Source organism: Acrocarpospora pleiomorpha, assembly GCF_009687885.1.
GTDB classification, from domain to species: Bacteria; Actinomycetota; Actinomycetes; order Streptosporangiales; family Streptosporangiaceae; genus Acrocarpospora; species Acrocarpospora pleiomorpha.
In genome coordinates, this window is record NZ_BLAF01000074.1 from 31231 (window position 1) to 53121 (window position 21891).

A 21891-nucleotide genomic window follows, 5' to 3' on the forward strand; every position below is an offset into this window, starting at 1 on the left:
CGCTTGTTTGACTCCGCGTCAGCCGGAAGTGTGGTAGGCAAAAAGAGGTGACGTCCACTCTACGTGCCGTCCTGGCCGCGTCGTTCGCGGCGGGGGACACGGCCGTTCCCGAGGTTAAGCGGTTCACGCACGAGGTGCTGACCGCGTGGGCCGCCATGTCCATGGTGGAGGACGCGCAGCGGGTGGCGGAGACGCTCGTGGCGGCGGTTCCGATCGGGTCCTTCGAGGTGCGGTGGCTGCACAAGGGGGATTCTCTCCAGATCGAGGTCAAGGAGCTCGGGCAGGAGCAGTCGTCGCCGATCGACGCGCCCGACTGGGGGGTGACCTACCACGGCACGGACCGCACCCGGTGGGCCCGCCTGGACCTGCCCGGGGGAGTCGCTGCGGAGGAGGTCACCGAGCGGGTCGCCGGACCCGGCTGGCTGGGGTTCCTGGCCGACGCCAGCGACCTCCTGGCCGGCACCCTCAACCCCGACATGGTGCCCGCGATCATCGCCCAGATCGTGGTGCCCCGGCTGGCGTCCTGGTGCGCGGTCTACACGGCGGAACAGCACGGCGGACCGCTGCAGCTCGCCTACGTGTGGCACGCCGACGAATCCCGCACCGACGCGCTCCGCGCCGAGCTGGACGAGCTGGTGATGCCCGCCGCCGACGATCCCGCGGAGCTGAACGTGGCCGGCTGGCAGGCCCTGGGGTTCCCGCTCACGGCCCGCGGGCGGCGCCTGGGCCTGATGTGCCTCGGGCGGCACGACCGGTTCCCAGACGAGGTCAGGCAGCTGGCCGAGGACCTGTCCCGCCGCTGCGCCCTCGCCCTCGACAACGCCCGGCTGTATGCCCAGCAGGCGGCCGCCAACCGGGCCCTGCAGCGCAGCCTGCTGCCGCTGGAGGAGCCCAAGGTGCCCGGCCTGGACTCGGCGGTGATCTACGAACCGGCCGGCGAGACCAACGAGGTGGGCGGCGACTTCTACGACCTGTTCCCGGTCTCCGACGGCGTCTGGCGGTTCGCCATCGGCGACGTCTGCGGCACCGGGCCCGAGGCCGCGGCCGTCACCGGCCTGGCCCGGCACACCCTGCGCCTGCTCGCCCGCGAGGGGTACGGCGTCGCCGCCGTGGTCGGCCGCCTGAACCAGGCCATCCTCGAAGAGGGCGACCGCGCCAGGTTCCTGACCCTGCTGCACGGCGAGATCACCCTGGCCCGCGGCGGCCTGGACATCCGGCTGGTGTCGGCCGGGCACCCGGAGGCGCTGCGGCTGCGGCCGAGCGGCGTGGTGGAGACCGTGGCCTCTCCGCAGTCCCTGCTCGGGGTGTTCCCCGAGGCGCAGTTCGAGGCCGAGGCCGTCTGGCTCGGCCCCGGGGACGTGCTGCTCGGCGTGACCGACGGAGTCACCGAGCGGCGCGCGGGACCCCGGCTGCTGGACGACGACTCCGGGCTCGCCAAGTTATTGGCCGAATGCGTGGACCTGTCCGCGCGGGCGGTGGCCGAACGAATCCGCCGCGCCGTGCAGGACTTCGCGCCGGAACCGAGCGCCGACGACCTGGCCATCCTCGTCCTGCGCGCGCCTTAGGGGCGGGCCAGCACCCGGTTGGCGAAGTCGATCTGGGTGCGCATCTGCCTGATGCGCTCCTCCACCACCCGGGAGGCGTGCGTCGCGTCGTAGCGGTAGACGTTGTATTCGCTGGACAGGGCGTCCAGGTAGTTCTCGATCTGGCGGATCGGGCAGCGCGGGTCGTTCTCGCCGGCCAGCACCAGCACCGGGGCCTCGACCATGTCGGCATACGTGATCGGGGAGGAGGCCGTGTAGCGGTCGGGGAACTCGGCCGGGGAGCCGCCGATCAGCGCGCGGTGGTAGGCGCGCAGTCCCTCCGCCTCGTCCTCGTAGGCGGCCGTGTGGTCGGCGATCGGGACCGCGGCGATCCCCGCCGTCCACGCCTTGGGCTGGGTGCCCAGGCCGAGCAGGGTCAGGAAGCCGCCCCACGAGCTGCCGGACAGCAGCAGCCGTTCCGGGTCGGCGATGCCCCGGTTGACCACCCAGTCGCGTACGGCGGCCACGTCGGCCAGCTCGATGTGGCCGATGTCGCCGTGCAGGGCGTCCCGCCAGGCGGAGCCGTACCCGGCCGAGCCGCGGTAGTTGATGCGGATCACCGCGAAGCCGCTGTCCACCCAGGCGGCCACGTGCGGCTGGAAGGAGTCGTCGTCCTGCGCGGACGGGCCGCCGTGCAGCAGGAACACGGTCGGGTACGGCTGCGGCGTGCCGATCGGCCGGGACACCAGGGCGTGGATTCGCCCGCCGGGCCCGTCCACGTCGATGTCCTCCAGCGGCACCGACGGCGGCGCGGTCGGGCCGGGGTTGATCACCACGTGGCCGTGGCTCGACCTGATCACCGGGGCCTGGGCGGCGCTGGACCAGGAGTATTCGACGGTTCCGTCCGGCCGGGCCACGGCGGCGTCGATCACGCCGTGCGGGGTGTCGATGGGGGTCATGGCGCCCCCGGCCAGGTCGTACTTGAGGAGTTCGGTACGGCCTCGGTGGTTGTGCACGATGAGCAGGGAACGCCCGTCCACATACCAGTCGGCGGTGACCTCGCCGGGCACCCGCAGGTAGATCTCGCGCTGCTCGCCGGTGAGCGGATCCCACACCAGCGGCTCGTGGCGGCCGCGCCGCTCGTGCAGCACCAGCAGGCGGCGGTCGCCCAGCACGGGCGCGAACCTGATGCCGGTCACGCCCTTGCCCGACCCGTCGCGCAGGTCGCCGACGACCGTGCCGTCGGACTTCAGCACCCGCAGCGCGGGGTGGCGGGAGTCGCCGTGCTCGCTGTGGTTGATCGCGATCAGCGAGCCGTCCAGCGAGATCCCGGCCACGGAGGCGAACTCGTCGTGCCGGTAGAGGAGCTTGGGGTCCTCGTTCTCGTGCACGAGGACGACCTGGAACCCCTTGCGGCAGGCGCGGCCGATGGCGGCCGTCCCGTTCGCGGCGAGCCCGAGGCCGCACGGGTATCCGGGGGAGACGTTGACGGGTTCGGCCGGGCCGCCGCGGAAGGGCTGGCGGATCCAGACGCCGTACTCGTCGCCGTCGGTGTCGGCGAACCACCAGATCCACTGGCCGGTCGGGTCCACGTCGCCGTGCGCCGTCCCGTTCGGGCGGTTGGTGACTTGCCGGGTCTGCCCGGTGGCCCGGTCCCAGGCGTAGATCTCCCAGGTTCCGGAGGTGTTGGAGCGATAAACGGCGTGATGCGGGGCCTGGCGTGCCCAGACCGGCAGCGTCGTGCGTGGGGCGCGGAACCTGGCCTGCCAGCGTTCCTCGGCCTTCATCGGTGATTCCTCCCGGGGTCCGCCGTTAAGTATGTCTCGTCGGTCTCCAGAACGGCCCAGAATTTGGGGATGTTACGGGGGAATTTACGGCTAAAACTCCCTCCGGTCACTAGGGTCACAACCGCGAGGTTTCACCTCCGTGGTCGCCAGCCTGTGATCAGCACCGACGCCCGCACCGTGACCGGATCCGGAAGCGCGTCCAGTCCCGTTTCCCGCTCATGCCAGGCACTCGGCCCCATCCCGACGACCTCCGAGACCGCCTTGTGATCGAGCTCCAAGTCAAATTCCAGCCGATCCTGTACGGCTAGCGCAAACCATTCCCCCACAGCCGCCGCCAACCGCCCTTCCTTGTCCTCCTCCACCCGCAACAACCCCAGCCCCTCCACGAGCGGACTCAGATGATCGGCCCCCGGCGTGACCGTCACCAGCATCCCCCCAGGCTTGAGCACCCGCGCGAACTCACCGGGATTACGCGGCGCGAACACGTTCAGCAGCACGTCAAGCGCATCAGCCTTGACCGGCAGCGGCCTCCACACATCCGCCACGACCGCGCCGATCCGAGGATGCGCCCGCGCGGCCCGCTTCAGCGCATGCTTGGACACATCCAGGGCCAGCCCAACCCCTTTGATGGCCTTAGCGAGATAGAACCCGGTCCCCGCCCCCGCGTCGCCAACGATCTGCCCCATCCCGCACAGATCGGCCAGCCGGGCGGCGATCGGATCGTAATACCCGGCGGCGAGAAAATCGTCCCTGGCCGCGACCATGGCCGGAGTGTCGGCTGTACCCGGCCGTGTCGATCCGGTAAGTAGGTTGACATATCCTTGTTTGGAGATGTCAAAGACGTGTTGACGTGTGCAAACGATCGATTCAGGGAGCAAGGAGAAGGACTCCTGGCACACCGGACAACGAAGCAGTTCCAATACGTCGACAAGCACCCGTTCAGTAAAACAGCAAGTCGACTGCAAGCCGCAGGGGGTGCAATAGGCACACCACAAAGGAGATCGAAATGACCAGGACCCGCCGCTGCTGCCCCCGCTGCCACACCGTGCTCGACGAGGGCCCCATCCTCTACCGCTGCGCCAGCTGCCAGCGCGCCGTCTACGCGGCCGACCTCGACTTCGACTACCCGGTCGCCACCCGCTCAGCACGCTGACATCCGGTAGATCCACCCCGCAGTCGCGTTCTTGTACGACATCAAAGATATTGTTCGGTAATGCCGTACCAGCCGAGGGTCTTCGCGGGGGTCGAGGTGGTCGCGCTCTGCGACGCCGTCGGCCCGATGGGGGCCGCCATCAGCCGCCCGCTACCCGAGCTCTTCCCTGGTGGGAGCTTCGCCGCCGACGAAGAGTGGGTCCTGCACTTCCACTGCCACCTGCTCCGCGCGCCCGGCGGCACGGTCCTGGTGGACACCGGGATCGGCGCTCTGGACTCGCCCGCCTCCGGCTGGGCACCGGTGCCGGGACGACTGGAAGCCGAACTCGCCGCGGTGGGCGTGACACCCGAGGACGTGGACGTGGTCATCCTGACCCACCTGCACAGCGATCACGCCAGCGGCGCGGTCGTGAACGGCGCCCCCGCCTTCCCCAACGCCCGATACGTGATCCAGCAGACCGAACTCGACTGGTCCGGCGGCGGCCTGATGCGCGACCGGGTGATCCGCCCGCTCAAGGACGCCCTCGAGACCGTCCACCGCACCGCCGAACCGATCCCCGGCATCAGGGTCGCCCTCGCCCCCGGCCACACCCCCGGCCACCAGATAGTCGAGGTCGGCGACCTGATCATCTCCGGCGACGCCCTGCTCCACGAGGCCCAACTCGCCGATCCGTCGATCCGCTACCTCTACGACGACGACCAGGAGACGGCCGTGAAGACACGGACCGCCCTGCTGAACCGCGCGACCGTGCTGGCCACCTCCCATTTCGCCGACCCGTTCACGCCGGTTCGATCGGGCGATACGGCTTGAGCGTGGCGGCGGATCCCCGGGCGTGACGACGCCGCGCCCGCGCCCGGTAGCGCAGCAGCTGCCAGATCGCGATCGCCCAGATCGGATACTGCGCCGCCAGGGCCAGGCGGAAGTCGCCGTGCACGTCCAGGCCGATTCCGATCAAGCCCAGCAGGGTCACCGTGACCAGGAAGCCGCCGCCGTTGACGATGCCGGTGGCCACGCCGATGCGCGCGGCGGGGTTGAACGTGCGCGCGTAGTCGAAGCCGATCACCGAGCCGGGGCCGTTGGCGGCCAGCACCACCATGTGCGCGATCAGCAGCCATCCGGGGGCGGGGCCCGGCCACAGCAGCACCACCGTCCAGGCCGTGGCGGTGCTGGCGACGATCGCCAGCACCATCCAGGAGCGCCGGGTCGGGAAACGTCCGGCCAGCCAGCCGAAGAGCGGGTTGTAGGCGAGGGACAGCACGGTGAGCGCTGTGATCAGGCCGCCCGCCGCCTGCGGGCTGAGTTCTTGCTCCTTGACCAGGAACGGGTATCCCCAGAGCAGGAGGAAAGCCGCTCCTGACGACTGCGTCGCGGCATGCGTCCACATCCCGAGGCGGGTGCCCGGTTCCGCCCAGGCGGCGCGTACACCCCGGGCTTCGCCCGCACCGTCCGGACGGCCTTCGCGTAACCCCAGCAGGACGACGATCAGCGCGAGCGCGCACAATCCGGCGGCGCCGAGGAAGGTGGGCGTCCAGCCGTACCGGTGTAAGGCGGTGATCAGCGGGACGGCCGCGGCGATTCCGCCGATGGCGCCGAGCAGGCCGGTGAGCTGGACCATGAGCGGGTTGCGGTGGGACGGGAAGGAGAGGTTGATCATCCGGATCACGCTGATGAACGACATCGCGTCGCCGCAGCCGACCAGCACCCGGGCCGCGACCGCGCCGAGCGCCCCGGTGGACAGGGCGAAGACCAGCTGCCCCAAGCCCATGATCAGGGCTCCGGCCAGCAGCATTCGTTTGGAGCCGAACCGGTCGACCAGGATGCCGACGGGGATCTGCATCCCGGCGTACACCAGCAGTTGCAGCATGGCGAGCACGGACAGGCCGGCGGCGCCGAGGCCGAAACGTTCGGCCGCGTCCAGGCCGCTCACGCCGAGGGTCTGGCGCTGGAAGACGGCCACCGCGTATCCGAAAACACCGACCAGCCAGAAAAGCAGCGCCTTCCGTCCCCCCGCCATACCGACAACTTTACCTTTACTATATTTTTTCGGGATAAACGGGGTGGCTGGTTGGCAGTGGTGTGGCGAATCCAGCAGGATCTGATGGATGAGAACCCGGATCTTGGCCGTCGCGGCGCTTTTGACCCCTCTTGTCTTCCCGGTGAGTGCGGCCGCCGCGACCGCGACCGCGCCCGTGTCCGGAGGGGTCTTCTATCGCTTCTCCGACAAGGCCGACATCTACCGCTACCTGGCGGGCAAGTTCACCAAGACCAGCGTCGGCGGCGCCGGGCAGTTCTCCGCCTCGCCGGACGGCAAGAAGGTGGCCTGGGTCGACTACAACAGCAAGCTGCACGTGACCGAAGGCAAGACCGACAAGATCGTCGCCAAGAACGCGATCTTCGGAGCGCCGTGCGCCACGCCGGTCTGGTCGGCCGACTCCCAGCGGCTGGCGTTCCCGATGACCGGCACTGAGGGCAAAGCGCCCATCGGCGTGGTCAACGCCGACGGCACGGGCGCCAAGAAGGTCGGCCGCACGTACGGCGTCTGCCACCTGGCCTGGTCAGCGAACGGCCGCTACCTGGCCGGCTACACGGGCACCACCGAAGGCGTGCACCTGCTGGACGTGACCACGGGCAAGACCCGCAAGGCCGCCGGGATCAAGCTGGCCAACCACGTGCAGAGCCTCTCGCCCGACGGGAGGAAGGTCATCATCCACGCGCTCAAGCCGTCCGATGAAGGCGGCGACGGCGTCTGGCCGAGTTACTTCCGGCCGACCGTGGTGGACACGGTGACGGGCGCGAAGCTCACCATTCCCGTCAAGGGCACCCTGATCGGCGCGATTTACCTCCGCGACGGCCGCTTGGCGGTCCGGGTCAAGGGCGCGTCTCGCAACACGGTGGTCGTGCTCAGCAAGTCGCTCAAGCCCGTCCAGAAGTTCGCCGAGCCCGCCAACGTCCGCACCATGGGCCTGCTTCAGCTGCTCTGAGGCCCGCAAGACAGGTATGTGCAGACCGAGTCCGCCCGCGCCCGCTGGCTCGCCGTGAACCGCTCCAGCAGGTGCGGCGGCAGCAACTCGGCCGCCTGCTCCGCCGTGAAGAAGCCGTACGCGTCAAGCTCTTCCTCCTGCAGCACGATGCTGTCCCCGTCGGGCAGAGTGCCGCAGTCGAACATGAAGTGGACCAGCGCATACGGCCGGTCGTCCAACTCCGGCACCCAGTGCACGGTAAGCAGCCGCCCGACCGGCAACTCCAGACCGAGCTCTTCCTTGACCTCGCGGGCGCACCCGGCCTCAGGGGCCTCGCCGTCGTCCACATGCCCGCCCGGCCACCCCCAATGGTCCCGGTAGTTGGGTTTGACCAGCAGGACGCGGTCGGCGGGATCGGTGATGAAGGCTCCGGACGCCGCGATCACTCGATACAGCCCGGCGTAGAACTCGTCAGCGGGGATCACGACCAAGAGCGTAGCCGGGGGTATCCCCCACTCCGATACTCGGGTTTTCCCCTAGACCTTCCGGACGAGAGGTGTAGCCCCTAGGCAGTACACCTGAATTGGCTGTTCAGGCGGATGTTTCTCAACTGATCCATTCCTACGTTTAAGAAAAACGTAAAGGGGATCGGATATGAGAACGAGGAGAAACCTGGCCGCCACGGTCGGGGGTTGGAGCGCCCGTCACCGATGGTGGGCGTTGCTGATCTGGGTGGGCTTTGTGGCCGCCGCGACCTTCGCCGGGAGCGCGGTCGAGACGGGGGAGATGCGGAGCTACGAGGGCTCCAACGGAGACTCCCGGGTCGCGGAGCAGATTCTGGACGAGGCGAACTACAAGAACGTGGCGGGCGAGGTCGTGCTCGTGCAGAGCGACACGTTCGTGGTGGACGATGCCGAGTTCCGGGCGGCGGTGGCGGCGATCACCTCGGCCGTGAACGGCACCGGGCAGGTGGAGCACGTGCGCACGCCGTACGACGCGGAGCCTTCGCCGGTCAGCCAGGACAAGCGCACCACGCTCGTGCAGTTCGACATGAAGGGCGACGGGGAGAGCGCCGACGAGCGCGTGCAGCCGGTGCTGGACGCGGTCGCCAAGGTCGCGGCCGCCCATCCCGACCTGCGGATCGAGCAGGCGGGGGCCGCCAGCGCCGACAAGATGATCGGCGAGGCCATCGAGCAGGACTTCGTCCGGGCCGAGCAGCTCTCGCTGCCGATCACGCTCGGCATCCTGCTGGCCGCCTTCGGCGCGCTGCTGGCGGCGCTGATCCCGGTGGCGCTGGCGATGACCGCGATCTTCTCGGCCACCGGCCTGCTCGCGTTGACCAGCCAGTTGCTGCACGTGGACAGCGCCACCACCAACGTGATGCTGCTGGTGGGCCTGGCCGTCGGGGTGGACTACTCGCTCTTCTACATCATGCGGGAGCGTGAGGAGCGGGCGAAGGGCCGGGACAAGCGCCGGGCGATCGAGATCGCGGCGGCCACCTCGGGCCGGGCGGTGCTGGTCTCCGGCATCACGGTCATCGTGGCCATGGCCGGGATGTTCCTGACCGGCAACGGCGTCTTCATGGGCTTCGCCGAAGGCACCATCCTGGTCGTGCTGACCGCGGTGGTCGGCTCGCTGACCGTGCTGCCCGCGCTGCTCTCCCTGATCGGCGACAAGATCGACGCTCGGGTCGTCCATGGCACCGTCCGGGTCGCGACGCGGGGGCGCGTGACATGGCGGCGCATCCTGGGCGTGCGCGGCGGCGAGAGCCGGTTCTGGCACGCGGTGCTGAGCCCGGTGCTGCGGCACCCTGTGCTCGCGATCGTCGTCTCCGGCGGGCTGCTGGTCGCGCTGGCGGTTCCCGCGCTCGGCCTCAAGCCGGGCCCGACCACGATCGACGACCTGCAGGGCGACTACGCGATCGCGGAGACGTACAAGTCGATCGAGAAGGCGTTCCCGGGCGGCAACGAGCCGGCCGTGGTCGTGGTCAAGGCCGCCGACGTGACGACCCCGGCGGTGACCTCCGCGATCGAGAACTTCAAGCGCGAGGCCTTCGCGACCGGCGAAGCCAACGAACCCTTCTCAGTCACGATAAATCCGGACAAAACGGTGGCGCGGATTGATATCGCGATCAAGGGCAGCGGCACCGACGAGGTGTCCGAGCACGCCATCCACACGCTGCGGGAGAAGGTCATCCCGGCCACCCTCCCCGGCGCCCACGTCACCGGCAACACGGCCGGCTCGATGGACTTCAACGACCAGATGGTCAGGACCCTCCCGCTGGTCTTCGGGTTCGTGCTGCTGCTGGCCTTCCTGCTCCTGCTGATGTCCTTCCGCTCCCTGGTGGTCGCGATCAAGGCCATCGTGCTCAACCTGCTCTCCGTCGCCGCCGCCTACGGCGTGCTCGTCCTGGTCTTCCAGGATGGGTACGGCGAGAGCCTCCTCGGCTTCCAGTCCACCGGAACCATCACCGACTGGCTCCCGCTGTTCCTGTTCGTGATCCTCTTCGGCCTCTCGATGGACTACCACGTCTTCATCCTGAGCCGGATCCGGGAGGCGTACGACAAGGGCATGCGCACCGAGGACGCCATCCGGCACGGCATCACCAGCACGGCGGGCGTGGTGACCAGCGCCGCGATCATCATGGTCGCCGTCTTTGCGGTCTTCGCCACCCTCTCCCTGCTGTCCTTCATGCAGATGGGCATCGGTCTGGCCGTGGCGATCCTGATCGACGCCACCATCGTCCGGGCGATCCTGCTCCCGGCCACCATGAAACTGCTCGGCGACTGGAACTGGTATCTGCCGCGCTGGCTCGGCTGGCTGCCGGCCCTCTCGCACGGCGACGACGAGGAAGTCGCGTCCCCGCCGAGGGAGCCCGCGCTCGTCTGACCCAACCCGAAGGCCTCGTACGCTCGTACGAGGCCTTCAGGCGTTGATGGCCGCAGGACGTTCGATCAGGGACTCCGGGATGACCACGATCGCGGTGGTGCCCCCGTAGGGGGACGGGCGCAGGCTCACCGTGATCTGGTTGCGGTGGGCGAGGCGGCCGACCACGAACAGGCCGAGCCGGTCGCTGTCGGCGAGATCGAACTCCATCGGTCCGGCCAGACGCTCGTTCATGGCCGCGAACTCGGCGCCGTTCATGCCCAGACCCCGGTCCTCCACCTCCACGACCACCCCACCGCGCCCAGGCTCGGCCCGCACGTAGACCTTCGTGTACGGCGGCGAGAAGATCGTCGCGTTCTCCAGCAACTCGGCGATCAGGTGGATCACGTCGGCGACCGCCGAGCCCGACAGCGACACCGACGGCATCGGCAGCACGGTCACCCGCCCGTAGTCCTCCACCTCGGCGAGCGCGCCGCGGACCACGTCCACGATCGGGACCGGCCTGCGCCAGCCACGGCCGGGGACCGCGTCGGAGAGGATGATCAGGTTCTCCGCGTGGCGGCGCATGCGGGTGGTCAGGTGGTCCAGGCGGAACAGGTCCTCCAAGGCCTCCGGATTCTCCTCGCGACGCTCCATCGTGTCCAGCTGGGTGAGCTGCTTGTGCAGCAGCGACTGGCTGCGCCTGGCCAGGTTGAGGAAGACCATGCCGACGCCCTTGCGCAGCCGCACCTGGCCGGCGGCGGCCTCGATGGCGGTGCTCTGCACCGAGTTGAGGGCCTTGCCGACGTGCTCGATCTCCAGGATCGCGTCCGGCATGGCTGGGACCTCGCCGGGCTCCTCCATCTCCTGGCCCTGCTGGAGCTGGTCGACGGCGCGCGGCAGCCGGACGTGGGCCAGGTTGAGCGCGGCGGTGCGGAGCTGGGTGAGATCGCGGGTCAGGCGGCGGGTGAAGCGGACGCAGATGATCACGGTCATCACGATGGCGACCAGGCCCAGGCCGCCCGCCAGGCCGACCCGCAGCAGCACGGCGATGGCGGCCGGGGTGACCCGGCGCACCAGGCGGTCCACCGAGGCGACCTGGTTGCGCTCCACCTCGGTCCAGTAGAGGTCCACGACCACCTGGGCGTCCGGGGGCGCGGTGCCGGCGGCGACCTTGTCCTCCAGGGCCAGGAAGTTGGCCTGGGCCTGGGTCGGTGCGTACGGCGCGGCGAGTTCGGCGTCGAGTTCGGACAGGGCCTTGTTGTACTGGAAGCGGCGGGTGGCGGAGGCCTGGGTGAACGCGGCACGGGCGGCCGGGTCGAGACCGCCGACGATCAGGGCGCGCTGGCGGGCCAGCAGTTCCTTGGCCTGGCCGAGCGAGGTGACCGCGCGGGCCTGCCGGTAGATGCCGGTGTCGGGGACCAGGATCATCGTGTCGTACATCCGGAACATGACGTCCACGATCCGGTTGTAGGCCTCGATCACGCGTAGCCGGGTGTCGCCCTGGTCGGCCTGGGCGCGGATCTCGTCCAGGCTGTTGAGCTGGTCGAAGACCGCTTCCAGGTGGGGTTTGAGCTTCTCGTCGACGTCCAGGTCGCCGGCCAGCTTCCGGAAGGTGCCGACGGCGGCGTCGGTTTGGGCGCGCTGATCTTCGAGCGGGCTGCCGGCGACCGTGAGCAGGCGCTCGTGCTGGAGCTCGATCACCACCTGCTCGGAGGGGGTGGCGATCGCGTTGGTCAGCGAGCTGATCTGGAGGAGTCGCATGCCGTCCACGCCGGTGATACCGGCGGCGAACGCCCACAGGGCGATCAGTGCGACCAGTGCGGGAACGACCAGGATCACAACCTGGAACCGGATGGGTCGAGTACGCATACCGTCCCTGACAGTTTGTGGTGGAATGCACCCCCAGAGATCATCGCTGAGGCTACACCCATTGGAGCGCTCGTGCCCCGATCATTCTCGGGCTGGACCATGGCCGTTTTCGGCTTTCTCGCTTTCGCCCTCGGTATCTTGGGCCTTCTTTCCCCGCCAACCCTGCTCGGCATGCTGGGCTTCGAGGCGCTTGACCAGCGCGCCCCCGGCGACTACACCCTCGTCTACATGGCGGCCTCCTCAATGGCGGCCATCAATATGGGGGTTTATTACATTTTCGCCGCAGCATCCGAGTTCCGATCCTTCTACCTGTGGACGGTTCCGTTCCGTCTACTCACCTGTACGGTGTTCACCTTCCTCGTCGTCACCGAGGCCGCTCCGGCGGAGTTCCTCGGCGTCGGCCTCTGGGAGGGCGTGGGCGCGCTGATCACCGGCGCCGCGCTGTGGATCGAGGCCCGTCGTGGTGTCATAACCCGATGGATCCCCGAGAGGCAGCCCGCCGCTTCGCCCGTACCTGGCAAATAGGCTGGACTACGCAGGGCACTGCTCTGCTCGCCGCGCTGTACGCGGACACCTGCGTGCACCGCTCGATGCCGTTCCGCCCGGTTCACCAGGGCAAGACCGAACTGACCGAATACCTGGCCTGGTCCTTCGCCACCGAAGAGATCGTGCGGGTACGGTTCGGCGAACCCCTGGTGGACGGGCGTACGGCGGCGGTGGAGTTCCTCGTCCACGCCAACGAAGACGGTCAGCCGGTCACGCTGGCCGGGTGCGTCTTCGTGACCTTCGACGACGAGGGCCTGGTTACGGAGTCACGCGACTACTGGCACACGGCTGAGGGGCATGTGGAGCTCACCATGCCCCGATGAGCGCGCGGTCGCGGGCGGGCATACGCAGACCCTTGGGAAGGCTGTCCGGCGGGGGCGTCACCGCGAAGACGAACCTTCTGCCGGTGACTCCTGTTGGGCTCACGTAGTCGGCGGCACCCGCGTAGCTCGGCGGTCCAGGATGCAGGCGCGCGATCGCCTGCTCCAGGCTCTCACCCGGCCGCACGATCGTGGACGGCAGCCGATCGCTCTCCGCATCCGAGATCAGCAACACTCCACCGTCGACCGCCGCGAGAACGGCCACGGTAAGTTCCTCGCATTTCGATCGCGCCGCTTCGTCCCGCAATTCGGCCAGTTCGGGCCGCTCCCATCCGTGCAAAGAGAAGAACCGGGCCTGGGTCCGGTCTCCGCTGGCGCTCTGGGTCTCGCCGCCCGACTTCACTTCCGCCCCCACGGGCTCGGATCCATTCGTCACGCGCACACTTGGGGTCGCCCAGTGGGCCTGGATGCCCGCGACGACGGCTGGGAGCGTGTTATCTGGGAGCTCCAACACCGGAAACCAGGCGATTTTTCCGCATTTATCGGGTTCTGCGTTCACGGGGGTGCCTGACCAGGATCTTGCGACGAGGTAGAAGCCGATGCGGCCTGCGCAGCCGGGATTGCGGTGGTGCATGACGTGGACGACGTCGAGTTCGCCGACCTCGATTCCGAGTTCTTCCCTGGCTTCCCGCGCTCCGGCGGCGATCACCGATTCGCCCTCGTCGAGATGCCCGGACGGCATCGCGCCCCACTCGCCGTCCGCGTAGCCGGTGTTCCGGCGCAATCCGAGCAGCACCCGATCCCCGTCGAACAGCAGCACGTGCACGTCCACGACCGGGCGATACCGCCGCCGCGCGTCCACCAGCGAGGGGAGGACGGCGGCGTTCTCGATGACGAACTCCCGCAACTCCACTGGGACGAAGTTCACCGTGCCGACGTCCTCAGGGCGAATCCGCTGGATCTCGTGGCCGCTGTCGTCTCCGAACTCGTCCCCGTCCCGGCGGGACAGATCCATCTCAACCAGACGAGCCACGTAGACCGTGCTCCGATAATCGGGTTCGACCAGCGAGAACACCGGCACGACCGGCCCAGCGGTCGCGCCGAGTTCCTCTTCGAGCTCCCGCCGCAAGGCAGTCTCCGGGGAGGCGTCCGTCTCCTCGATTCCCCCACCCGGCGTGATCCAGTACGGCTCACGTCCCGCTTTATCCCGCCTGAACAGGACAAGCTCATCGCCGTCGAACAGAAGGGCGCGGACGCTGTGCCGTACTGGATCCATAAGGTTTGATTATCCGCTCAAACGAGCCAATTCCTCCGGGGTGAGCTCCAGGTCGAGCGCGCCCAGCGAGTCCGTGATCGTGTCCGGGTGGCTGGACCCCGGAATCGGGATCACGATCGGGCTGCGCGCCAGCATCCACGCCAGGCAGACCCGCTGCGGCGACACCCCGTGCGCTTCCGCGATCTCACCGAAGGCGGCGTGCACGCTGCCCAGCTCCCGCGCCGACCCCATCCCGCCCAGCGGCGACCAGGGCAGGAACGCCAGCCCCAGCTCCTCGCACACATCGATCTCCGGCTCACTGCTCCGGAACCGGGGCGAATACTCGTTCTGCACGCTCACCAGACCCGGCCCGAGAATCTCCGCCGCCTCCCGGATCTGCGCCGGATTCGCGTTCGAGATCCCCGCCGCCCGGATCTTCCCCGCCTCCAGGAGCTCCTTCAGCGCGCCGATACTCTCCGCGTACGGCACCGAACGATCGGGCCGGTGATGCTGATAAAGCCCGATGCTCTCCACCCCCAGCGCCTTGAGCGACCTCTCGCAAGCCTCCCGCAGATACGCGAGGCTCCCGTTCAACCCCCAGCCGCCCCCGGCCACCCGGGTGTGCCCGCCCTTGGTCGCGACCAGCACATCGTCGGTGTCGCCACCCCAGGACGCCAGCGCTTTCGCGATGATCCTCTCGTTGTGCCCGACTTCGCGATGCGAGGGCGTGTACGCGTCCGCGGTGTCGATCAACGTCACTCCCGCGTCCAGCGCGGCGTGCACGGTCCGTACCGACTGCGCCTCATCCGGCATATGCCCCAGAACCGACATGGGCATCGAGCCAAGCCCAATGGCGCTGACACTCACTGCACCGATCTTCCGCGTTCTCATACGCCCCACCTTGCCAACTGGAGTGGGCTCCAGGTCAAGCCGCCCAACCGGTCCATATCGAGTGGCAGAGTGGCTGGTATGCGAGTGAGCATCCTCGGCCCGCTCGAAGTGGTCGCCGGGGGCGAGGTGTCGACGATCGGCGGGGCCAGGTTGCGGGCCCTGCTGGTCCGGTTGGCCATCGACGCCGGGCGGGTCGTGACGCTGGACCAGCTCGCGGAGGCGCTGTGGGGCGAGGCGGCGCCGGCGGATCGGGCCAACGCGCTCCAGTCGCTGGTGTCCCGGCTGCGCAGGGCGCTGCCGCGGGCGGAGCCGCTGCGTTCCGCGCCGGGCGGCTACCGCCTGGACGTGCCCAAGGATGACGTGGATCTGTACAAGTTCGAGCGGCTCGCCAGGGAAGGTCGGCGATGCCTGGAGGCGGGGGATCCTGGCCCGGCCTTGGCGCGGCTCGACGACGCGCTCGGGCTGTGGCGCGGGCGGCCGCTGGCGGATCTCGCCGAGGCGCCCTTCGTGGACGCGGCGATCAGCCGGTTGGACGAGTCCTGGCTGTCGGCCACCGAGGACCGCATCGAAGCCCTCCTCGCGCTCGGCTCCCCGGCCGGGCTCGCCGCCGAGGTGGCCGAACTCGCCGCCAAACATCCCCTGCGGGAGCGGCTGCGCGGCCTGCTCATGCGCGCGCTCTGCGCGGAAGGGCGGCAGGCCGAGGCGCTGGCGGGCTACGACGAGTTCCGGCGGTTACTGGCCGACGAGCTCGGTGTCGACCCCGGGCAGGCGCTCCAGCAGACCTACCTCGCCGTCCTGCGCGGCCCGGCCACTCCCGTACGGCGATCGCGGGGGAATCTCCGTACCGCGCTGACCAGCTTCGTCGGCAGGGACGACGAGATCGCCTGGATCGGCGCCAGGCTCCGGCGGGATCGGCTGGTCACGCTCGTCGGCCCCGGCGGCGCGGGCAAGACCCGGCTCGCCGTCACCGTCGCCGCCGGGCTGCCGCAGGCCGCCTGGCTGGTCGAGCTCGCCCCCGTGACCAACCCGGCCGACGTGCCGCAGGCCGTGCTGGGCACGCTCGGCCCTGCCTACAACGGCGACGCCAAGGACGACTCGATGAGCCGCCTGGTCGAGACGCTGTCCGGCGCCGAGACCGTGCTGCTGCTCGACAACTGCGAGCACGTCGTGGACGCGGTGGCCCGCTTCGCCGACGAACTCCTCGGCCGCTGCCCGCGCCTGCGCGTCCTGGCCACCAGCAGGGAACCTTTGGGCATCCTCGGCGAGACGCTCTACCCCATCCCGCCGCTCCGCCTGCCCACCGCCGACGACCTCGGCCCGGCCGTCCGGCTCTTCGTCGACCGGGCCGCCGCCGTCTCCCCGGGCTTCGCGCTCACCCCCGCCAACACCGGCCACGTGATCGAGATCTGCGGCCGCCTGGACGGCCTCCCGCTGGCCATCGAACTGGCCGCCGCCCGGCTGCGCTCCCTCACCGTCGAGCAGGTCGCCGCCCGCCTGGACGACCGATTCCGGCTCCTGACCAGCGGAAGCCGTACCGCGATGGCGCGGCACCAGACGTTGCGCGCGGTCGTCACCTGGAGCTGGGACCTGCTCACCGGCGCGGAGCGGCGGCTGGTGGCCCGGCTGGCCGTCTTTCCGGCCGGATTCACGATGGCCGCCGCCGAATCCCTGGGCGGCACGCTCGACCTGCTCGCCGCCCTCGTCGACAAGTCCCTGCTCCAACTCGTCGAAGGCCCTCGCTACCGCATGCTGGAAACCATCCGGGAGTACGCGTTGGAGCGCCTGGCCGAATCCGGCGACCTCCACGAAACCCGGGCCGCGCACGCCGCGTACTTCCTGGACCTCGCCGAGACCGCGGAGCCGCACCTGCGCGGCGGCGACCAGATGACCTGGATCACCACCCTCGACACCGAACACGCCAACCTGCTCGCCGCCCTGCACTTCGCCGCCGGCCGCGGCGACGCCGACACGGCGGTACGGCTCGGCGCCGCGCTCAGCCAGTTCTGGATGATCCGCGGTAAACGCAGCGAATCCGCGGGCTGGCTGCGGCTCGCCCTCGACGTCCCCGGGGAAGCCCCCGCGACCGCCCGCCAGATCGCCACCGCGCTCTATCTGATCAACTCCGCGGTCTCCGACAACTTCGCCAAGCTCGCCAACACCATCGAGGAGCTCCAAGGCATCGCCGTGCTGTCGGCGGCGGACGCGGACCACCCGGTGCTCGCGCTGATCGAACCGGCTCTCGCCCTGTTCACCGACGACACCGCGCGCGGCCTGGAGGTCATCCGCGAGCGGCTCAACCATCCCGACCCCTGGGTCAGGGCGACCCTGCACCTGCTGCGCGCCTACATCCGCGAGAACGACGGCGACCGGGCCGGCATGCACCTCGACCTGACGGAGGCCGTGACCCGCTACCGCGAGATCGGCGAACGGTGGGGCCTCGGGCACGCGCTCACCTCGCTGGCCGACGTGCTGCTGGTATCCGGCGACTTCGACGGCGCCATCGCGGCCCTGGAGGAGGCGATCACCCTGGTCCAGCAGCTCAGCCCCGACGACGTCGCCGGACATCAGCGGATCTGGCTGGCCCAGGTGCGGGCGCAGAAGGGGGACGTGGCCCGGGCGCGGGCCGAACTGGAGGAGATGGCCGTGCACGACACGCGGGAGTGGACGGTGCGTAATGTCGTCTTCGCCCGCATGGGTCTGGGGGATATCGCCCGCTGGCACGGTGATCTGGACGAGGCCGCCCGCCAGTACGACATGGTTGCCGGTGAAGTGTCAGGCCTGAATGAGACGCGGTTGATGGCGCCGCAGTTCCGAGCGCTGGTCATGACGTCCCAGGCCCACCTGGCCGTGGAGATCGGCGACCTGGAGGCAGCGGCGGAGCTCGTCGACCAGGCGGTCGACCTGACCATGATCGCGAAGGATATGCCCGTGCTGGCCAGGGTGGGGGTCGCCGCGGCGTCCGTCCAGGCCAGGCGTGGCGACCCCGTCCGGGGCGCGGTGACGCTCGGGGCGACCGAGCAGCTGCGCGGGGCGGCCGACAGGCTCAACACCGAAGTGGTCAGAGTCTCCGGCCACCTGGCCACCGTCCTGGGCGAGGCCGCCTACGAACGGGCGTACGCGAATGGCGTCGCGCTCGCTCGCGCCGACGCCATCGCGCAGGTGCGGTGCGGCTCAGGTCCTGCGGCGGTAGGCGCGCACGGCCAGTGGCGCGAAAACGGCCAGCAGCAGCACTGAGAACGCCATGCTCCAGGCGATGTGCGATCCCGCCGGGCCACCCACCATGAGCGCCCGCGACGCCTCCATCGCGTGCGACACCGGGTTGACGTCCACCCAGGTTTGCAGCCAGCCCGGCAGCGTTTCCTTGGGGGCGATCATGCTGGTGCCGAAGGTGAGCGGGAACAGGAGGAGGAACGCGATTCCCTGGACTCCGCCTGGTTCCCGTACCAGCATGCCGACCAGGACGAAGATCCAGCTCAGGCTGAACGCGAACACGATCGTCAGCACGCAGGCCAGCAGCGCGGACAGCACATTGGTCTGGATGCGGAAGCCCAGGATGAAGCCGGTGGTCATCAGGGAGACGGTCGCGACGACGTATCTGATCAGATCGCCCAGGACCGAGCCGATGAGCGGCGCGGACCGGCCGATCGGCAGGCTGCGGAACCGGTCGAACACGCCCTTTCCGATGTCGGTGTTGAGGCTGACGCCGGTGGCCATCCCGCCGAACAGCACCGTCTGGACCAGGATGGCGGGCAGCAGGAACTGCAGGTAGTCGTGGGTGGAACCGGAGACGGCGCCGCCCAGCAGATACACGAACACCAGGGTGAAGATGATCGGCTGAAGCGTCACGTCGAGCAGTTGCTCCGGCGTGCGAAGCGTCTTGATCAGACTCCGCCTGCCCAGGGCCAGGCTGTGCCGGACCAGCCCGAACGGCCGCTCTGCGGTCCGCACCGCGACCGGCCTGGCCATCGGGCTCGCCTCTCTTGTCTGGGTCATGCCGCCTCCTCGATGGTGTGGCGGCCGGTCAGGGTGAAGAAGACCTCGTCCAGGCTGGGGAGGCGCAGCGAGAGCTCGGTGACGACGATGCCCGCGTCGGCGAGCCGTCGCACGATCTCGGTGAAGGTCGCGTCGCCGTCCACGGGCACGGCCACCACGCCCCGGGTCGGCGAGTCGGCCGGGCGTCCCGCCACCGACGCGAGAACGGCTGCTGCGTCCCCCAGCCGGGCCGGATCGGCCGGTCTGGCCAGCACGGTCTGTCCCCCGACCACCCGCTTGAGCTCGGCCGGACTCCCGTTCGCGATCACCTTCCCGTGATCGATGACCGAGATGTCGTCGGCCAGCGCGTCCGCCTCCTCCAGGTACTGCGTGGTGAGCAGCACGGTCACGCCGTCCGCCACCAGCGACCGGATGATCATCCACACGTCGTCCCGCTTGACCGGGTCCAGGCCCGTCGTCGGCTCGTCGAGGTAGAGCACATCGGGGCGACCCACCAAGCTGGCCGCCAGGTCAAGCCGACGCCGCATTCCCCCCGAATACGTCTTGGCCGTGCGATTGGCGGCCTCGGCCAGCCCGAAGTCGTCCAGCAGCTCCGTCGCCCTGGCCCGCGCCTCCGACCGCCGCAGGTCCAGCAGCTGCCCGATCAGGACGAGGTTCTCCATGCCGGTCAGATCCTCGTCCACCGAGGCGTACTGACCGGTCAACCCGATCATCCGCCGCACCTTGGCCGCCTGCCGCACCACATCCAGCCCTCCGACCGCGGCCCGCCCCTCGTCCGGCCGCAACAGGGTCGCCAGAATCCGCACCGCCGTCGTCTTCCCGGCCCCGTTCGGCCCCAGCACCCCCAGCACACTTCCCTGCCGCCCACCCAGATCGATCCCGGCCAGCGCGGTCGTCTTCCCAAACCGTTTCACGAGGCCTTCCGCCTCGAACGCGAATGTCATACCACCAGCCTGGCCACCCCCACTGTCATCGACCGCACAGACCGCTGACAGGAGGCAGGCACCCATCTGCGTTGCCATATCTGTCTCTCAGGCGATCAAATAGTGGTCGCTGAGTTCGGACGGGAATCTCGATGCCAAAGGTGCCACGTTGGGCTGTCTGGGTATTGTCCGCGCTGACCGTGGGTGTGGTCACGAGTTCCCTTCTGCGTGCTGGGCGCGTAGTCCCAGGGCCGGCGGCCCCAGAAGAGGAGATCTTGCCTCCCGACACGGGCGGTCAACTCGACCCGCTGGTTCCAGCGTGGCCGAGAAAGCTGCTCACCGGTTTCGCTCGAACCTTGATGCTGGTGGCACTTCTCTTTTTCGTCTTCTACTGGCTGGCAACCAGGCCGGCCTACTTTTCGGATTACTGTTCGTGTCAGCTGCCATTCATGTTTCGGGAAACTTCGGACTGGCTGAGCGTTTCCCTGTTCCATGTGGTGCTCTGGAGCGGGGTTGTCCTCTCGGCTCTGTGGCTCTTTCTCGTGCGAATCTGGGGGCTGGGGACGCGGGCCCGGCCGGTAACTCGAATTCATGGGCAGATATCCAGGATTTGCTGGCAAGCCACCGCCGCTCTCGCCTATATGATGTCCCTCCTTGTCCTAGTTACCTTGGCAACCTATAGGTCCAACGGGAGCAACTGGCTTATCCCCGAATCCGACGCCGTCATTGAGTTCGGCTGGGGTGGACTGCTCATCTCGTGGACGCTGTACGTCTCGGCCTCGGTCACCATCGCCTCCCTCGCCACCGACCTCAAGTGGCCGATGGACACGCTGTACGTGTACGCGATCGTCGCTTTCGGCTGCGCGGCCTTCCTCGTCGCGCAATTGACCCGTGAGCGGAGTTTCGTCATCGAGTCGATAGGACTGACCGCGAGTGCTTACGTGCTGGTCTGTGTTCTCGGGGCGGGGGCGCTCCTGTGGGCGCAGGACGCCTCCTCCAAGGCCAGTCGCAGCAATCTAGGCGCGGCTATCATCGGCGGCGGAGTCATCGCATTCGTGATCTTCGCCCAGCAGGATGCCGCTGATCAGGGGCGGGAAGAACAGGCGGTGCTGAACGCACTTCGTACCCAGCAGGATCTTACGGGCGCCGATCTGCGAGGCCGGGACCTCAGCGCCATGTCCCTGCGCGGACGACAACTGCGGGATGCGAATCTGACCGGCACTCAGCTCTCCGGTGCCGATCTGTCCCGGGCGCGCCTGGCGGACGCACTCCTCGTCGGATCGCTGTTCTCTGATGCGAAACTAGCGAATGCCGACATGTCACATGCCGAGATCACATGCGCGGATTTCTATAACGCAGATCTACGCGGGGCGAATCTGTCGGACGTCACCGTGGATGTGAGCGTGACCGAAGGAAAAGCGGAGCTAGGCGAAGACAAGGCAAGAAACAACGGATTCTCATTGAGTCGGAATTTATGCGAGACCGAGGACGAAGACCTCTGGTCCACCATCAGTTTCGAAAGGGCCGACCTGCGCAACACCACGTTGAAAAATGCCGACTTACGCCGGGCCAGCTTCTGCGGCGCCGACCTGCGCGGTGCCGACCTGACCCAGGCACGCCTGTATCTCCTTGAGTCGGACGCGACGAGCACCAAGTTCTATGCGCGTTTCCATGACGCCAAGTTCGACGCGACGACCCTTTGGCCACCGCGCTTTCAGCCCGAAGCCATTCAAGGAGACAGCATCGGGTCCTGTGGAATATACGATGGAACATGATGAAGAAGTCTGCGAGATCACACCAAGA

At 68.8% G+C, this 21891-nt stretch carries 18 protein-coding genes; 9 read left to right on the forward strand and 9 right to left on the reverse strand.

Annotated elements, in window-relative coordinates; genetic code table 11:
- Window positions 1–47 precede the first annotated feature (47 nt).
- Window positions 48–1565 (forward strand): PP2C family protein-serine/threonine phosphatase, encoded by a 1518-nt coding sequence (locus tag Aple_RS43115; protein WP_246265214.1) that lies wholly within the window; start codon window positions 48–50, stop codon window positions 1563–1565.
- Here Aple_RS43115 and Aple_RS43120 read toward each other — a convergent pair.
- Together Aple_RS43120 and Aple_RS43125 are read right to left on the reverse strand one after the other, a co-directional pair.
- Window positions 1562–3310, reverse strand: coding sequence for a S9 family peptidase (locus Aple_RS43120; RefSeq protein ID WP_155350566.1), 1749 nt, complete (start codon window positions 3308–3310; stop codon window positions 1562–1564). The two genes, Aple_RS43115 and Aple_RS43120, sit on opposite strands and share 4 nt — an antisense overlap.
- 131 nt (window positions 3311–3441) lie before the next feature.
- Window positions 3442–4245, reverse strand: coding sequence for a putative RNA methyltransferase (locus Aple_RS43125; RefSeq protein ID WP_155350567.1), 804 nt, complete (start codon window positions 4243–4245; stop codon window positions 3442–3444).
- Window positions 4246–4316: 71 nt separating this feature from the next.
- Between Aple_RS43125 and Aple_RS52510 the strand changes: the two genes are divergently transcribed.
- Together Aple_RS52510 and Aple_RS43130 are read left to right on the forward strand one after the other, a co-directional pair.
- A complete protein-coding gene (locus Aple_RS52510) occupies window positions 4317–4463 on the forward strand; it encodes a hypothetical protein (protein ID WP_170321955.1) in 147 nt (48 codons plus the stop codon).
- A 60-nt stretch (window positions 4464–4523) separates the two neighbouring features.
- Window positions 4524–5273, forward strand: coding sequence for an MBL fold metallo-hydrolase (locus tag Aple_RS43130; protein ID WP_155350568.1), 750 nt, complete (start codon window positions 4524–4526; stop codon window positions 5271–5273).
- On the opposite strand, the gene Aple_RS43135 is transcribed toward Aple_RS43130, so the two are convergent.
- Entirely contained in the window at window positions 5242–6477 is a 1236-nt protein-coding gene (locus Aple_RS43135) for an MFS transporter (protein ID WP_155350569.1), read from the reverse strand. The two genes, Aple_RS43130 and Aple_RS43135, sit on opposite strands and share 32 nt — an antisense overlap.
- Window positions 6478–6565: 88 nt before the next feature.
- Here Aple_RS43135 and Aple_RS43140 point away from each other — a divergent pair, with 88 nt between their 5' ends.
- Complete coding sequence (locus Aple_RS43140; protein WP_155350570.1) at window positions 6566–7444, forward strand: TolB family protein; 879 nt, start codon at window positions 6566–6568, stop codon at window positions 7442–7444.
- On the opposite strand, the gene Aple_RS43145 is transcribed toward Aple_RS43140, so the two are convergent.
- Window positions 7432–7908, reverse strand: coding sequence for an NUDIX domain-containing protein (locus Aple_RS43145; protein ID WP_218038801.1), 477 nt, complete (start codon window positions 7906–7908; stop codon window positions 7432–7434). The genes Aple_RS43140 and Aple_RS43145 overlap by 13 nt on opposite strands.
- Before the next feature lie 169 nt (window positions 7909–8077).
- Between Aple_RS43145 and Aple_RS43150 the strand changes: the two genes are divergently transcribed.
- The gene (locus tag Aple_RS43150; RefSeq protein WP_155350572.1) at window positions 8078–10312 is read left to right on the forward strand and encodes an MMPL family transporter; all 2235 of its coding nucleotides are present in this window, start codon (window positions 8078–8080) and stop codon (window positions 10310–10312) included.
- Window positions 10313–10348: 36 nt separating this feature from the next.
- Here Aple_RS43150 and Aple_RS43155 read toward each other — a convergent pair whose 3' ends face one another.
- Window positions 10349–12160, reverse strand: coding sequence for a sensor histidine kinase (locus tag Aple_RS43155; protein WP_155350573.1), 1812 nt, complete (start codon window positions 12158–12160; stop codon window positions 10349–10351).
- Between the two features lie 99 nt (window positions 12161–12259).
- On the opposite strand from Aple_RS43155, the gene Aple_RS43160 reads away from it, so the two are divergent.
- Both Aple_RS43160 and Aple_RS43165 read left to right on the forward strand, forming a co-directional pair.
- Window positions 12260–12685: a hypothetical protein gene (locus Aple_RS43160; protein ID WP_218038802.1), complete on the forward strand. Its 426-nt coding sequence runs from the start codon at window positions 12260–12262 to the stop codon at window positions 12683–12685.
- Window positions 12637–13029 carry a nuclear transport factor 2 family protein gene (locus Aple_RS43165; protein WP_155350574.1) on the forward strand — a complete coding sequence of 131 codons (393 nt, stop codon included), beginning with the start codon at window positions 12637–12639 and terminating at the stop codon, window positions 13027–13029. The genes Aple_RS43160 and Aple_RS43165 overlap by 49 nt, the downstream gene beginning before the upstream one ends.
- On the opposite strand, the gene Aple_RS43170 is transcribed toward Aple_RS43165, so the two are convergent.
- Entirely contained in the window at window positions 13013–14302 is a 1290-nt protein-coding gene (locus tag Aple_RS43170) for an NUDIX hydrolase (RefSeq protein WP_218038803.1), read from the reverse strand. The two genes, Aple_RS43165 and Aple_RS43170, sit on opposite strands and share 17 nt — an antisense overlap.
- Window positions 14303–14311: 9 nt before the next feature.
- The gene (locus tag Aple_RS43180; protein WP_155350575.1) at window positions 14312–15172 is read right to left on the reverse strand and encodes an aldo/keto reductase; all 861 of its coding nucleotides are present in this window, start codon (window positions 15170–15172) and stop codon (window positions 14312–14314) included.
- A 78-nt stretch (window positions 15173–15250) separates the two neighbouring features.
- Between Aple_RS43180 and Aple_RS43185 the strand changes: the two genes are divergently transcribed.
- Window positions 15251–18406 carry an AfsR/SARP family transcriptional regulator gene (locus Aple_RS43185; protein ID WP_170321956.1) on the forward strand — a complete coding sequence of 1052 codons (3156 nt, stop codon included), beginning with the start codon at window positions 15251–15253 and terminating at the stop codon, window positions 18404–18406.
- Here Aple_RS43185 and Aple_RS43190 read toward each other — a convergent pair.
- A complete protein-coding gene (locus Aple_RS43190; RefSeq protein WP_155350577.1) occupies window positions 18344–19165 on the reverse strand; it encodes an ABC transporter permease in 822 nt (273 codons plus the stop codon). The genes Aple_RS43185 and Aple_RS43190 overlap by 63 nt on opposite strands.
- Window positions 19162–20109 (reverse strand): ATP-binding cassette domain-containing protein, encoded by a 948-nt coding sequence (locus Aple_RS43195; RefSeq protein ID WP_155350578.1) that lies wholly within the window; start codon window positions 20107–20109, stop codon window positions 19162–19164. The genes Aple_RS43190 and Aple_RS43195 overlap by 4 nt, the downstream gene beginning before the upstream one ends.
- A gap of 254 nt (window positions 20110–20363) precedes the next feature.
- Here Aple_RS43195 and Aple_RS43200 point away from each other — a divergent pair, with 254 nt between their 5' ends.
- The gene (locus Aple_RS43200; RefSeq protein ID WP_170321957.1) at window positions 20364–21863 is read left to right on the forward strand and encodes a pentapeptide repeat-containing protein; all 1500 of its coding nucleotides are present in this window, start codon (window positions 20364–20366) and stop codon (window positions 21861–21863) included.
- Window positions 21864–21891: the final 28 nt, after the last annotated feature.

Bases quoted from the DNA above. Each gene is read 5' to 3' on its own strand.
- Aple_RS43120 (WP_155350566.1), bottom strand. From the start codon at position 3,310: ATGAAGGCCGAGGAACGCTGGCAGGCCAGGTTCCGCGCCCCACGCACG.
- Aple_RS52510 (WP_170321955.1), top strand. From the start codon at position 4,317: ATGACCAGGACCCGCCGCTGCTGCCCCCGCTGCCACACCGTGCTCGAC.
- Aple_RS43130 (WP_155350568.1), top strand. From the start codon at position 4,524: ATGCCGTACCAGCCGAGGGTCTTCGCGGGGGTCGAGGTGGTCGCGCTC.
- Aple_RS43135 (WP_155350569.1), bottom strand. From the start codon at position 6,477: ATGGCGGGGGGACGGAAGGCGCTGCTTTTCTGGCTGGTCGGTGTTTTC.
- Aple_RS43140 (WP_155350570.1), top strand. From the start codon at position 6,566: ATGAGAACCCGGATCTTGGCCGTCGCGGCGCTTTTGACCCCTCTTGTC.
- Aple_RS43150 (WP_155350572.1), top strand. From the start codon at position 8,078: ATGAGAACGAGGAGAAACCTGGCCGCCACGGTCGGGGGTTGGAGCGCC.
- Aple_RS43155 (WP_155350573.1), bottom strand. From the start codon at position 12,160: ATGCGTACTCGACCCATCCGGTTCCAGGTTGTGATCCTGGTCGTTCCC.
- Aple_RS43160 (WP_218038802.1), top strand. From the start codon at position 12,260: ATGGCCGTTTTCGGCTTTCTCGCTTTCGCCCTCGGTATCTTGGGCCTT.
- Aple_RS43165 (WP_155350574.1), top strand. From the start codon at position 12,637: ATGGATCCCCGAGAGGCAGCCCGCCGCTTCGCCCGTACCTGGCAAATA.
- Aple_RS43170 (WP_218038803.1), bottom strand. From the start codon at position 14,302: ATGGATCCAGTACGGCACAGCGTCCGCGCCCTTCTGTTCGACGGCGAT.
- Aple_RS43180 (WP_155350575.1), bottom strand. From the start codon at position 15,172: ATGAGAACGCGGAAGATCGGTGCAGTGAGTGTCAGCGCCATTGGGCTT.
- Aple_RS43185 (WP_170321956.1), top strand. From the start codon at position 15,251: ATGCGAGTGAGCATCCTCGGCCCGCTCGAAGTGGTCGCCGGGGGCGAG.
- Aple_RS43190 (WP_155350577.1), bottom strand. From the start codon at position 19,165: ATGACCCAGACAAGAGAGGCGAGCCCGATGGCCAGGCCGGTCGCGGTG.
- Aple_RS43195 (WP_155350578.1), bottom strand. From the start codon at position 20,109: ATGACATTCGCGTTCGAGGCGGAAGGCCTCGTGAAACGGTTTGGGAAG.